Annotated in this window: 19 protein-coding genes; 2 read left to right on the forward strand and 17 right to left on the reverse strand. The window is 31.1% G+C overall.

The annotated features are described in order from the left end of the window. Window positions 1-2: 2 nt before the first annotated feature. From pstA to C8C76_RS07385, 7 genes are all read right to left on the reverse strand, one after another. Window positions 3-854 carry a phosphate ABC transporter permease PstA gene (gene pstA, locus C8C76_RS07365; RefSeq protein ID WP_108140153.1) on the reverse strand — a complete coding sequence of 284 codons (852 nt, stop codon included), beginning with the start codon at window positions 852-854 and terminating at the stop codon, window positions 3-5. After that, on the reverse strand, window positions 854-1,813 hold the full coding sequence (pstC, locus tag C8C76_RS07370) for a phosphate ABC transporter permease subunit PstC (RefSeq protein WP_108140155.1): 960 nt from the start codon (window positions 1,811-1,813) through the stop codon (window positions 854-856). Before pstC ends, pstA begins: the two co-directional genes overlap by 1 nt. A gap of 102 nt (window positions 1,814-1,915) precedes the next feature. Further along, window positions 1,916-2,821, reverse strand: coding sequence for a PstS family phosphate ABC transporter substrate-binding protein (locus C8C76_RS07375; RefSeq protein WP_108140157.1), 906 nt, complete (start codon window positions 2,819-2,821; stop codon window positions 1,916-1,918). 255 nt (window positions 2,822-3,076) lie between these two features. After that, complete coding sequence (locus C8C76_RS07380; RefSeq protein WP_108140158.1) at window positions 3,077-4,225, reverse strand: tyrosine-type recombinase/integrase; 1,149 nt, start codon at window positions 4,223-4,225, stop codon at window positions 3,077-3,079. Between the two features lie 27 nt (window positions 4,226-4,252). Then, complete coding sequence (locus C8C76_RS15105) at window positions 4,253-4,417, reverse strand: hypothetical protein (RefSeq protein ID WP_181248164.1); 165 nt, start codon at window positions 4,415-4,417, stop codon at window positions 4,253-4,255. Further along, the gene (locus C8C76_RS15110) at window positions 4,404-4,553 is read right to left on the reverse strand and encodes a hypothetical protein (protein ID WP_181248165.1); all 150 of its coding nucleotides are present in this window, start codon (window positions 4,551-4,553) and stop codon (window positions 4,404-4,406) included. The genes C8C76_RS15105 and C8C76_RS15110 overlap by 14 nt, the downstream gene beginning before the upstream one ends. A 14-nt stretch (window positions 4,554-4,567) precedes the next feature. Beyond that, window positions 4,568-4,747 carry a hypothetical protein gene (locus C8C76_RS07385; protein WP_108140160.1) on the reverse strand — a complete coding sequence of 60 codons (180 nt, stop codon included), beginning with the start codon at window positions 4,745-4,747 and terminating at the stop codon, window positions 4,568-4,570. Window positions 4,748-4,957: 210 nt separating this feature from the next. On the opposite strand from C8C76_RS07385, the gene C8C76_RS07390 reads away from it, so the two are divergent. Next, window positions 4,958-5,176 carry a helix-turn-helix domain-containing protein gene (locus tag C8C76_RS07390; protein WP_108140162.1) on the forward strand — a complete coding sequence of 73 codons (219 nt, stop codon included), beginning with the start codon at window positions 4,958-4,960 and terminating at the stop codon, window positions 5,174-5,176. Between the two features lie 124 nt (window positions 5,177-5,300). Here the strand turns inward: C8C76_RS07390 and C8C76_RS07395 are convergent, their stop codons facing one another. The 7 genes from C8C76_RS07395 to C8C76_RS07425 all read right to left on the reverse strand — a co-directional run bounded on the left by C8C76_RS07395 (window position 5,301) and on the right by C8C76_RS07425 (window position 9,984). Beyond that, window positions 5,301-5,555, reverse strand: coding sequence for a hypothetical protein (locus C8C76_RS07395; RefSeq protein ID WP_108140164.1), 255 nt, complete (start codon window positions 5,553-5,555; stop codon window positions 5,301-5,303). After that, window positions 5,555-6,076, reverse strand: coding sequence for a hypothetical protein (locus C8C76_RS07400; RefSeq protein ID WP_108140166.1), 522 nt, complete (start codon window positions 6,074-6,076; stop codon window positions 5,555-5,557). The genes C8C76_RS07395 and C8C76_RS07400 overlap by 1 nt, the downstream gene beginning before the upstream one ends. Window positions 6,077-6,258: 182 nt before the next feature. After that, window positions 6,259-6,795 (reverse strand): ERCC4 domain-containing protein, encoded by a 537-nt coding sequence (locus tag C8C76_RS07405; RefSeq protein WP_108140168.1) that lies wholly within the window; start codon window positions 6,793-6,795, stop codon window positions 6,259-6,261. Window positions 6,796-7,025: 230 nt separating this feature from the next. Beyond that, complete coding sequence (locus tag C8C76_RS07410) at window positions 7,026-7,487, reverse strand: hypothetical protein (protein WP_108140171.1); 462 nt, start codon at window positions 7,485-7,487, stop codon at window positions 7,026-7,028. After that, a complete protein-coding gene (locus tag C8C76_RS07415; protein WP_108140173.1) occupies window positions 7,487-9,544 on the reverse strand; it encodes a YfjI family protein in 2,058 nt (685 codons plus the stop codon). The genes C8C76_RS07410 and C8C76_RS07415 overlap by 1 nt, the downstream gene beginning before the upstream one ends. Before the next feature lie 30 nt (window positions 9,545-9,574). Beyond that, on the reverse strand, window positions 9,575-9,793 hold the full coding sequence (locus C8C76_RS07420) for a helix-turn-helix domain-containing protein (RefSeq protein WP_108140175.1): 219 nt from the start codon (window positions 9,791-9,793) through the stop codon (window positions 9,575-9,577). Then, window positions 9,790-9,984 (reverse strand): helix-turn-helix domain-containing protein, encoded by a 195-nt coding sequence (locus tag C8C76_RS07425; RefSeq protein ID WP_108140177.1) that lies wholly within the window; start codon window positions 9,982-9,984, stop codon window positions 9,790-9,792. The genes C8C76_RS07420 and C8C76_RS07425 overlap by 4 nt, the downstream gene beginning before the upstream one ends. Window positions 9,985-10,183: 199 nt before the next feature. On the opposite strand from C8C76_RS07425, the gene C8C76_RS07430 reads away from it, so the two are divergent. Next, window positions 10,184-11,227, forward strand: a complete 1,044-nt coding sequence (locus tag C8C76_RS07430; RefSeq protein WP_108140179.1) for a hypothetical protein — start codon at window positions 10,184-10,186, stop codon at window positions 11,225-11,227. Between the two features lie 38 nt (window positions 11,228-11,265). Here C8C76_RS07430 and C8C76_RS15115 read toward each other — a convergent pair whose 3' ends face one another. The 3 genes from C8C76_RS15115 to C8C76_RS07440 all read right to left on the reverse strand — a co-directional run bounded on the left by C8C76_RS15115 (window position 11,266) and on the right by C8C76_RS07440 (window position 12,767). Beyond that, the gene (locus C8C76_RS15115; protein ID WP_181248166.1) at window positions 11,266-11,427 is read right to left on the reverse strand and encodes a hypothetical protein; all 162 of its coding nucleotides are present in this window, start codon (window positions 11,425-11,427) and stop codon (window positions 11,266-11,268) included. Window positions 11,428-11,454: 27 nt separating this feature from the next. Next, window positions 11,455-12,117, reverse strand: coding sequence for a hypothetical protein (locus C8C76_RS07435; protein ID WP_108140181.1), 663 nt, complete (start codon window positions 12,115-12,117; stop codon window positions 11,455-11,457). 107 nt (window positions 12,118-12,224) lie between these two features. Then, the gene (locus tag C8C76_RS07440; protein WP_108140183.1) at window positions 12,225-12,767 is read right to left on the reverse strand and encodes a hypothetical protein; all 543 of its coding nucleotides are present in this window, start codon (window positions 12,765-12,767) and stop codon (window positions 12,225-12,227) included. Window positions 12,768-12,858 lie beyond the last annotated feature (91 nt).

Raw genomic sequence — 12,858 nt, forward strand, 5'->3', positions numbered from 1 at the left:
CTCTATTTCCGACTGTATTTATAGCGAATAAATGTTGCCAGTCCATTTAAAATAAATAACAAGATTAATAAAAGCAAACTACCGCTGGCAGCTACCAGCTCAAATTCAACTTTCGGTAAAGAAGTCCAGTTGAAAATCTGAATTGGGATTACTGTAAAGCTGTCCATAATTCCCTGGGGAGTAAACATAACAAAGGTTAAAGCTCCCATCATAATTAAAGGTGCAGTCTCGCCAATCGCCCGCGAAATTGCCAGGATAAAACCAGTTAGAATTGACGGCAGAGCTGAAGGTAAAACAACTTTGTAAACTGTATGCCAGTGATTTGCTCCCAGAGCATAAGATGCATTACGCAGAGAGTCGGGAACACTTTTTAGAGCTTCCTGGGCAGAAACAATTACTACCGGCAGCACCAGTAAACTTAAGGTTAAAGCCCCTGCCAGCACACTTCTCCCCATATTTAAATATCTAACAAAAACTCCAAGTCCCAGCATACCATAAATTATCGAAGGAATACCTGCTAGATTAGCAATATTCAGTTTGATTAAGTCTGTCAGCTTATTTTTAGGTGCATATTCTTCTAAATAAATTGCTGTTGCCGTTCCTACAAAAAATGTAATCGGAATCATTAAACCTATTACATAGATAGTACCAAATAAACCGGCCTTGATCCCTGCTTTTTCAGGAAAGCGAGAATCAAAACGGGTAAAGAATTCCCAGTCAAGCATGACCATTCCTTTAGAAACAATATCATAGATTAATGCTGCCAGAACAACCAGGCCTAAAGAAATAAAGATTAAAAATATAACTTTAAAGATCTTATCGGTCAGCATTCTTTTTTTCTTAAGATCAGCCATTATTGATATACCTCCCTGTATTTCTTTAAGATCAGGTGACTAATTATATTTAAGCTTAAAGTCATTAAAAATAATAATAATCCAACTGCAAAGATTGTATAATATGATAGAGATCCAACCGGAGTATCTCCCATACTGATCTGAACTATAAATCCGGTCATTGTCTGAATCGGTTTTAAAAAACTAGATGTAAGCTGGGGCCTCATACCGGCTGCTACAGCTACAATCATTGTCTCACCAATTGCTCTTGAGATAGCAAGAATAAAAGATGATAGGATTCCCGACAAAGCTGAAGGAACCATTACTCGAGAAGCTACCTCAAACCTGGTTGAACCCATTGCGTAAGCACCCTGTCTGATGCTTTCCGGTACAGCATTTAAAGCATCCTCACTCAAAGATATTACCATCGGTAAAATCATAATACCTACTGCAATACTGGCACTTAATGCATTAAAGGTCTGGATATTTGGGAAAATCGGTTTCAAAATATTTGGGGTAATAAAGGTTAAAGCAAAGTAACCATAAACAACCGTAGGCACACCTGCTAAAATCTCCATTATTGGTTTAATAATTTTGCTGAATCTGGTTGAAGCATATTCAGTTAAATAAATTGCACTTCCCAGGCCAACCGGAATTGCTATTAAAGCAGATCCCAGGGTTATCATCATTGTACCTGCAACCAGAGGCAGCACTCCATACGATTTGTTGGGTTCTATTAAAGGATTCCAGTTGGTACCTGTTAAAAAGTCAAAAACCGGAACCTGTTCAAAAAAATGAAAAGAATCAGTTAATAAAATTATTATAATCCCAATAGTTGTAATTAAAGAAATCAGTGTAGTTAAAAGCAAAACATAGTTAACCAGACCATTCTTATTCTTTTTGGAATTCATATAGCGTATTTTGGGATCAAAAAATAAAGAGGTCCAGCTTTTTTTATTTTCATTTTTTAAATCTGACATTTAAAAACCACCTTTCTTTTAATTTATAACAAATTAAACTGCCTAAAAAGGGGCAATTTAAGCCCCTTTCAGCAGTAATCTATATTTTAATATTTAATATTTTTACTTTGCTAATTCTTCAACTTTAGCCATTGCTTCCTCATAAGATGGAAGTGGCGCATAACCAACTTGAGGTATAATTTCTTGAGCGTTTTTAAAATAGAACTTTAAGAAAGCTTCTACTTCTGGACGCTGAACAGCTGAGTTTTTAGCATAAACAAATAATGGTCTAGCAAGTGGTGTATATTCTTTGGCAGCAATAGTTTCTGGATTTGGTAGAACTCCATTTACTGCAACAGCTTTTAATTTTTCACTATTTTCTTCATAGTAAGCATAACCGAAATAGCCAAGTGCATATTTGTTGCCGGAAATTCCTCTAACTAATACATTGTCATCTTCACTAGCAGTGAAATCTGAACGACTGGCTCCACCTTCACCATTAATTGCTTCAGTAAAGTAATCAAAAGTACCTGAATCTGCACCAGGACCATAAAGATCTATTTCTTCATCTGGCCAATCATCTCTAACATCACTCCAGGTTTCTACACTTGAGTTTGGTTCCCAGATCATCTTTAATTCTTCAACAGTCATATCATTGGCCCAGTCATTTTCTGGATGAACAGCAACTGTAATTCCATCATAACCAACAATAAACTGAGTAAATTCAATTCCATTTTCAGCTGCAATTTCTGCTTCTGATTCTTTAATCTCACGGGAAGCATTACTTAAATCTGTTTCACCAACATTAAACTTAGCAAAACCTCCACCTGAGCCAGATACTCCAACAGTAACTCTTACACGTGGATTTTCATAAGAAAACTCTTCTGCCATTGCCTGTGTTACAGGATAAACTGTACTGGATCCATCAATCTTAATAGTACCTTCCAGTTCCTCTGCTGCAGCGCTAATCGGAAGTACTGCCATAACTACAAGTGCAAGAACAAATAATAATGCTGTAATTTTTTTCATTAAATATTTTCCCCCTTAAGGAATTTTTGATTTTTTCTTTAACTTGACTCTGATTAAAATAATAACAGGCGAATGTTACAGCAGTATGTCCCTTATGTTAACAAAATGTAAACTCTCTAGTTTTTAAGATTTTTTAATTTAGTCTAACATAAGCTAAATGACAGCATTCTTTAATTTTACACCTTTAATCCGTTTTAGGTGATTCACCCTGTTTTTAATCTGTATTGCAGTAACATTGCAGTAAAAAAGACCAGCTTATTTGCTGGCCTTCTTAATCTTATACATGGTATCCATATTTTTAGCTGCACTATCCAGCATTTCATCTGTTACATGTGAATATGTATCCATTGTAACTGTAATACTACTATGCCCTAATATCTGCTGTAATGTTTTTATATTTCCTCCATTTTCTAAAAATAGTGTTGCGAATGTGTGTCTTAAATCATGCAGTTTGATTTCAGGCAAGTTTATATCCCTGCTTAAATTTTTGAATTCAATATACGCCATCATTGGACTAATTGGTTCCCCCAGCTTATTACAGTTGACTAAATCTTGATCTTTATAATTATTTCCTAATGCTAATTTATTTTCACTCTGCCGTATCTTATGCCTTTTTAATTCTTTTACAACATTATTAGTTATTGGAATAACCCTGTTACCTGCTTTAGACTTAGGCTTCTTTAATATTATGCCTTTATCAGTCTTAACAGCCTGTCTCTTGACTTCTAGTCTTTTCTTATTAAAATCTATATCCTTCCACTTCAAACCCAGTAATTCGCCCCTTCTCATGCCTGTGTTGACCGCTAAAAAGAATATCATATAATATTTATGCTTTTTTGCCCGGGCCAGAAATCTGCTTACCTGTTTTTTATTCCATATATGCAGTTTTTCCTCTTCCTGTTTGGTTGGAAGCTCTACCCCTTTGGACGGATTAGAATAAATCAGTCGTTCTTTTACAGCCTGTTTTAATGCTTTATTAGCAATAGCATAAATTAGTCTAACGGTACCAGTATTCAAACCACTATCAAACCTATCATTTAATACCTGCTGCAGATGCCTGGTCTCTAATTCTTTTAGTTTTATATCTCCTATTTCTGTTTTAAGGTGATTTCTAATAATAGAACCATAAACTCTATATGTGCTGTAAGCAACAGTGTTCTTTCTACCTTTATTCCATTCTAACAGCCAATCCCCGAACTTCATTTCTGACTGTTTTTTATATGACCCCTCAAACAACTTTTGCTTTAACTCAGTCATTTGCCGGGAGACATCTCTTCTTTTATCTCCGTAAAAAGTTTTTCTAATAATTTTTCCTGTCTTTGGATCAGTTCCTACTGTTACCTGTCCACACCACCGGCCATTTTTTCTTTTATAAATAGTGCCTTCTCCATCTCCTCGGGCCATCTTTAAAACCTCCTTATTTTTTAATGATTATAACCATATTTTCAGTTTTAAATCGGTTGAATCAGCTTCATCTCTAATCTTTTCTTCCTCTGTCTTATTTAAATCTTTATTAAGAAGTAGATTTTTATTTTCTTTTGGACTGTATAAACAAGCTTTTAAATCTTTCGGTAATGTTTTCTTAAATATTTTCATTATTTATTACCCCTTTTCTAGTATTGGCTTTCAAAATATTTCTAATCACTCTAGACCGGCTACCTTCCTCTAATGATTTAACCCAATTAATTAAATGCTGATCCTTATTCTCCCTTAATCTTATTGTAACTTTCAAAAAATCACCTCCAGTTAACATAATTCATTAATAAGGGCCTTTACTTTCTTAACTCTAAATTCTATTGATTCTAGCTGCATTTCTTTTACCAAAGGACAAATTGTCATTTCCATATCTGCTGCTGTATTTCTTATATCATCAACATAATTTAATAGTTCCTTTTGCTTTGCAATTCTAACTTTTTCAGATAGCATTATGCCTCCCCCCTTTGTCGGATTTTGTCATACTAGATAAATAAAAAAATATACTTTTGAAACTGGCCTACTTTTTATAATCTTTTCTAATCTAATTTAATTCTTGCTTATATTATATCACTATAGTTATATATTGTAAAGTTATATATTTTATAGTTATATTGTTATTAGAATATATATAAATTATAATTAAACAAAGGAAGTGTTAAAATGATAAAATTAAACATAGAAAAGTTATTAGAAAAAAATAATAAATCCATGTACTGGTTAGCTGAAAATACAGATATAACATATGCAGCAATATATAAAATTGCCAAAGGTAATACTGAAGGTATCCAATTTCATACTTTAGAAGAAATAATGCTGGCCCTGGATATTAATGATTTTAATGAAATATTTAAGTTTATAGATGATAAGGACCAGCAATAATTAGCTTCTAAGCCTAAAAAAATAGATATACTGGCTTTTTATGGACTTAATTTTATTTATAGGTATCAAAAGTCAATAAACTAACTAGGTATTATTATTTAATGAATATAAGGTTGTAATAATTTCAATTCTTAGCAATATCCTTATAATCATCTGATTCTTCAAGTTGATCAAATAAACTTAATAACTGTTCTCTTTCTTCTTCTGATAATTCTTTTTCTAATTCCATTTTCTCGTACAAAACAACAATTTCATTTAGAATTTCAAGCGTTTCTTGGCTTAAAGCATCAAGTTTCTTAATTTTCATTTGAAAATCATCTTTTTTATTATCTAATTTATCTGCTATTTCATTTAATATATGCTTGCTTACTGTACTCATTAATATTTAACCTCCTTTAACCTGCCAGCAATTCTTTTAACAGCAGAATCATCCCTTATTTCCTCATTTACTATTGTTACTACCTGATTAACTATATTTTTTACCTCGGTAACCTCTAAAATATACTTTTCTCCCTCTTCAACTTTCTGCCTTCTCTCAATATTCCTGCCCAGTTTATCAGCTAAAGTATTAAGCGTTTTAGCCAAACTCTGGTTAAATTCTAGTTTTCCCTGTTCTAACTTTTCTAAAATAGATAAAATAATGGACTGCTGCAGGGCTATAGTTTTCCTTAAATCAAGTAATTCTTCATCATCTGCTAATTTATCAACCATTTCCCCTAATCTATGACTGGTATATTTACTGTACATTCCATGTTTTATTGGACTGGCTCCTCCATGTAACTTGCATTTACCTATACCTTGATGATTAGTACCCCAACCTGCCGGCTTTTGACAGGGAGATCCATCTTTTTTAGTTTTAGCCCCGCATATTTCAAAGTTTTTTTCTTTTACTTCTTTCATAAGGTATCATCCTTTCTTTAATCTTTCATGGACTATAAAAAACAATTCCAAATTGTTAATATATGGTAATTGAAATAATCTGAAATAGCTTAAAATTTATATCATATATTCGGGAGGGCATATATATATTATAGATACCGACTTCGACTCACCCCTTCCCCCTCCCCTGTTTTCCATTAAAATCACTTAATATTCTCTCTTAACCAATAATAGAAGCATTGATACAAGTAGCTTCCAGTTAATTCAGGCCTAATGAAAACTATATTCAAATTATATCTGTGCTGAAAAGTATGCAGCGTTGCCAGAAATGATTTAGGATTATATTGAGTTCTATAATTATGTTGAATCATATCCTCATAACCGCTGCTGTTTTCTATTAATAAGATTAGCTTTCCCTTATTCGATCTAATTAATTCGTTTTCAAATTGAGTTCTATCATGAGTAAAGTTGTTGCTTAACTCATTCAGACTGGCTTTCCTCTCAACTGCTATCTGATCATTAAAGTAAATATCCCGGATTATTCCTAGCTCTTCATCTTTAGGCAGAAAAAAAGAGTAATCTCCAAAATCTAACTTTTTAGTTTTATATTTAATTTTCTTTTTATCTAAATAAGATGTAATATGTTCATTCTTTTGCTCCCTGGTATCAATAAGGACTTTTAAACTCTTTAGCAGCTTTTTCTGTTCTGTTGCTGTATATCTATAATTTAACGCCTGCATGGTCTGGTACCACCTCCAGTATTGTATTTAGTGCTTGATTGCTTTTAGATGTTCCTGTTTCCATTTCAGCAGATGATCATAATGCTTGTGTCCTAATCTGAATGCTTTCATTATTAACTTATCTAAATCTTTTACTTGCTTTTTGCGATAATTATCTGATATACTAATCATAAGTTAAATACCTCGCTTTCCATTGTTTTGAGTCCTGCCTCTAACAGGACTTTTTTTATTTATATAGCAACTTTTTCAAATATCTTTGCAATTTCTCGACTGAATGGAATTAAATATTCTTCCCTGGCCTCGGTCCAATGCTCCTGAGTATCCCAGAATTGGACTTTATCGGGTCCAGCTTCCAACCTTAGCTTATTATCCTTAACTTGTAATACAGCACCTACTGCCCTGAATCCATGCAGATTTGAATATAATTTTTCGTCTATCTGTTCAGCTTTCTTTAATACTTTTTTCCAGAAATGATGGTCAACTTTCAGGTCCGGCCTCGGATCATATCTGTATTTTAGAAATCTAACTGCAGCTGATTTATTATTTTTGAGTTCATTTATTAGATGTTTAATCTCATCTTTATTATTAGACTTCTTTTCATCTGCTAATTTTAATTTGAGGTTTTGGCCGAACTGGATAACCAACTTATAACCGGCCTGCTCTAATTTTTTAATTATTTCAGCTGCAAACATTAGATAACCACCTCTCGTAAATCATCAAATTCTAAGTCTTTAATAGTATCGACATTATCGACATAATCGACATTATTAATTTTATTTGTTATTTTGTCTATATTGTCTATATTGTCGCTACTGGTGAGTTTAATTATTTCGGGATTTAACTTTATTAATGGACTTGGATTTCTACCTGGTTTATTATTTTCTCTTTTGATAACTTTCAAATAATATCTTTCTTCTAAAAAGGCTAATATTTTATCTAAGTCTTTAACTTTTTTGATTTCTTTTTTCTTTTCAACTAATCGGTAAACATCTCTTTTAGTTATTTTTTCTTCACCTGAGGACAAAATTCTTTCTAATACATATTTAGCAAGCTCAACCTCTGGATCAATCTCCAATAAACCATATACCTTTTTAGCATGAGGAATCAATATTTTTCCTAACTCAATAGCTGCATTCATGCTGTCTGGCTCTATTTTCTGCTGCCAGATGTCTTGAGATGCTTGCCCGGTCTTTGGATTTATTTTACTTGCTAGATGGAATATACCGGCAACTCTTGCTAAATTACCTTTTAATTTTCCAGCCCAATCAACCATATTATTTAAATCTCCCTCTGGACCCATTCGTCTTTCTATGTCTTCTTCAAAATTATAAAATATTTCTTTTGCTTCTCTGGTCATTTTAATTACATGTGGTATCCATTCGCCTGAATTATCAACCTGCATTGGCTGCATATTCAAGAGACCATGCATAGCTCTTTTATAATTATTAACAACTAACTGATCAAGTTCTGGAGCATTGAATCCTACTTTTCTATGCCCTATCTTAGATTTCGGAAACCCCAACAACATTCTTCCGATTGCCCCCTCTTGTCTGAAAGCTCTTTTATTCTGTAGATCCTCGAATATTATCGGTTGAACTGCTAACCCCAGAGTAAGTGCTGCATTTTTAACATTAACGCTACTTCTGCCCACTCTATCATCTGTAATATTGCCACCATCCCAACCTTTATTAAATCCCTCTAAATTGGTTACTCTTGAATATTGGCCGGATAGAATTTTAAATATACCTCCTTCATCAGATAATATTGCTAATCTACCTTTGTTTTCTTCAAGCAATATATTCATCTGCTCCGGTGTAACATTAGAAGCAATTAATTTTGGAAGTGTTGGAATCTCCATTTCTTCAATTTCGTCACTTAAAGCATAAACTTTCTCAAATAATTCTCTTTGTTTATTGGTATCAGTAGTACTTGCTGCAGCTTTCTCCAGCTTACTCAATTGTTCTTCTAAAATATTTTTCTTTTTATTAAGATGTCGCCTTTCGACTTTTACTTCTTCTCTCAATTGCTCCTGTTTTTCTTCTATTGGTTTTATGAATAATTGATAGATACTGCTCTTTCTATTGGCCGGACCCATGAAGACAACTATAAATAAATTAAGTGGTTCCTGGTACCCTGTTTTAATCTGTACAACTGCTTTTTTTGCTAATGCTGTTGCAAGTGAAGCTAAACCAATCAACAAAGGCATTAACTTAGGTGTTTGAGTAAATTCTGAAACATTTTCAACCATATCTCTGAAATAATCGATATTTAAAAAATCTAAATCAAACTCAGGAATATTGTGATTTACTATTGGAATTGGTTTTTCCCAAACTTTTGAGTTTTCTAATACCTCTACAACACTTGCTATTTCTTCAGAACTCTTACCTTCATCAATCATCTTAGAAATTTTATTTTTTAAATCTTCTCTATCGCGAATCTTTCTTCTTTCTTTTAATTTATCTACAAGATCGTTATTTGACATTAATTTTAATTGCATACCCTCTTTAAAATCTATCAATTGTTCCATTTGATTGTCATTTAAAACGCCTGCAGATTGTAAAGTTAAAAGAGAAATTTTATCATCAGTATCTAATTGGTTTTTTATCCATTCAAAAGCCTTTTTTGTTATTTCTAAATCAAAATGTTCTGATTTCAATTCATTAAAGTTATCAAATCCAAATGGCGATCTATCATCTAATACTGTTGCGATTATTCTTTTTTCTACGGAATCATAAGCAATCTTGCTCATTCATTTTCTGCCTCCTTTTTGAGTTTTCCTTTATTTCTGGCTCTGTTCATCTATCCATCTCAAAAACTCTTTTTTAGTAACCATATATCTGCCACCTAATTTAATTGAATTGAAATCATTTCTTTTAAAGATGGAATACATCTTATTAACATTAATGCCCAGGAAACTCGCACAATCTTTAACTTTTAAAATCGCACTTAAATCATCAGGGCTTTTATATTCCTTATACTTATCTTTTGCTGTTCTCATCTCTCCACCTCCTCAAGCAATTCATCAATACCCATTTCAAAAAATGATTCGAGCTTTTCCTGTGTTGGTTTATACGGGATTAATCTACCGTTTTCAATTTTGCTCAACTGTGACGGCTGCACCCTTAACTCAAATGCCAAATCGGACTGTGTCATATTTTTCTTTTTCCTTTCTTTAACTAATCTTTTCATTTGTTTTAGCCTCCTAATTTTAAATTATAAATAAAGATTTCGTGCTTTTGTTCTTGTATATGTCTATTATATCTGATATAATCATTATGGTAAAAACAAGTTAGCATAATATTTTATTATGATATCTGTCATATCAAGGTTTATAATAGTTATATTATTAGACAATAAAGTGGGTTAGTATAAAGGAGGAAATTTTAAGATGTATGAAGTATTCTTTGATTTTAATGGCCATAATTCTGAAAATAGTCATAAATTGGAGGGTTTATGGATGCCTGCTCAGTCTAAACCTCAAATTAATAAGTTTGGTCACGGTCTATTTAGCTTTGTAAATTTAAATTTGAATAACTTGGAAAAGATTAAAGAATTTATAAACCAATGGTCAGTTAATAAAATAAGACTGATAAATGGTGATGAATACAATATTGATAAGTTATCGGTTAAAGACATTAATATCTTAAGAACTCAACAGGAAAAAATAAAAAGAGCAATTTTTTTATATTTAGGCGATATGGAAGAAATTGGTAGCAGTATAGATACTGAATATTTGTCTCCAGAAGAAAGATTTAATATCTTTGAGGCAAATATATTTAATATTCCTGTTGAACTAACTACTGATAGGATATTTACGAAAAGTGATAGAACATTGAGAAGGGTTCAAAAAAGAATTGGTGAAATAGAAAAGGAAATTGATAAAATAGAGAAAGAAATTACTAACTTAAATTCCCATAATATTTTATACAATAATATACTTTTTGAAATGTTTGAAAAATACTGTGATGAAAATGAATGTAATCAAGAAATTTGTAATGAATACGAATGTATGGAAAGAGCTCGAAAAGAAAAAATAGATGAACTAAATAATAAAAGCAATCTTAAAAGACAACAATTGAGGGAATTAGAATTTCGAGGATGGAAGGTTATTACTAAATATACGGTTCCAGATATTTTAACTCTTTCACTATTAGAAATACTATTAGCAATTCAAAATAACATTCCAGCAAAAAGATGTTCTTTATGTGGAAAAATTTTTTTAAATTATGGCAAACGAAATAGCATAAAAAGATGCCCAATATGTGGTGAAAATGATAATACAGCAGCAAATGCATATAATAAAAAAAAGAGGATTTTAAAAAAAATTGTTGAAAATGAAGCTAAACTTGAAAGAATTGCTAAAGAAGAAAATTTACCAATTAATTGGTTAAAAAAACAAGTTGGAAGTTTTAAATCAAATAAAAAATCCTAGGAGTTAATCCCCTAGGATAATTTATTAATCTATTCTTTTTAACTGTCAGTTTCCATTTCTAAAAAAGAATTCAATTTATTTTCAGCATTTATATATATCAAATTATTCTTATCACAATTCGGACAAGTAATTCTTAAAAATCCTTCAAAATCACCTTCAAACAAATCAGTTTTACAACCTTTACATTTTACTGTTTTCATTTTATTTTACCTTCTTTTTATATTATTTTATTTATAAGAATATCCTCTATATCTCTCACCATATTTATCAAAAACCGTTATAAGGCCATGTTCATTATTGTCCTTTCCTAACATGATTGAAAAATCTCCCTCACCATTTAATAAAATAATACTTCCTCCTGTATTATTTGCTGAATTTGTTATTAACATAGTAGAATTTTCTCCTATTACTAAATTATCTTTTGGATCATCTCTTTCATATAAATCTATTCCAAAACCAAATAATAAATCATTATCATTATCTTCATCTTCTTCAAAGAAGTCATCCTTAAAATTTCTGAAATTACTGCCAATGTTCATGGCGTTTTTATTATCTTTGAGATTAATACTACCAGTCCCTATATATGTTCTCCATTCACTATTATTATTTAAATCAATACTTCCTGCCTGAATATTAGTATTAGAATTCCCTAAAGTAGAACTTTTGCTAAAGACATCTATTTTTCCATAACCCTGTTCAAATACTTCATTTTTTTCAGCACTTAATTCAATCAATTTATTTCCTCTTTCATCCACAATCTTAATATTTTTAGCGATAATCTCATTATAAAACTGTTGAGCTGTCGTCTGCTGCAAGCCATCATCTGCAAAACTAAAAAACACAGCAATAAAAAGAAGTGGATAAATAATAAACCTTTCAAATTTCTTCATAATTTCATCTCCTTATTTAATGCTATATGAATAGCTATCAAAAAAATATCTCTATTTAAATAAATCCTCTGGTAAAGTCTTATATTTAAGATTAATAAATAAAATTATTATTTATCCTTCCAAAATTTCATCACATCAGTAACTGTCAAAGCTATAATATCTGCAATTGTTTGATGAATAAATGGATTCAAATTATTTGTACCTGGAATACATATTTTTTCAATTCGCTTTTTGAAACTACGGACAAGTAACACCGCTGAAATTTCTTCAAAAGGATTAATATTTTTATTTATTGCTTCTCGAAATACTTCTTCATATTTTTCAATTATACTTATCTTAATAATTTTAGGGTTTGATTCGAATTTAGAGCTCATTAATATACTTTTACAATATCCATTTATTTTTTGCCCTCGCTTTTTAGGTATGGCTTTAGAATTGCCATTCAAGATACCAAAACAAGCACCAAAAATCGCCCCTAATAACTCATCAATATTAATATTATCCTGATATTTTTTTATACTTGTCTCTTTTTCCATTTTAAGAACATCATTTATAATACTAATAGTTTTAGATCCTTTTTCCAAAACAATAGTTAAAAATTCAACAGAATTTAAGTCATCTTTTGGTTTTCTTTTAAAAAAATCAAACATTTTTTCTCCTCTCTTTATTTATTCATACCACAATTAACTTTCCTTATAATAAGATTCATATCCAAAAAATTTAAAATTTCTAAAATTAATT

This window comes from Halanaerobium saccharolyticum (assembly GCF_003053565.1).
GTDB lineage: Bacteria > Bacillota > Halanaerobiia > Halanaerobiales > Halanaerobiaceae > Halanaerobium > Halanaerobium saccharolyticum_B.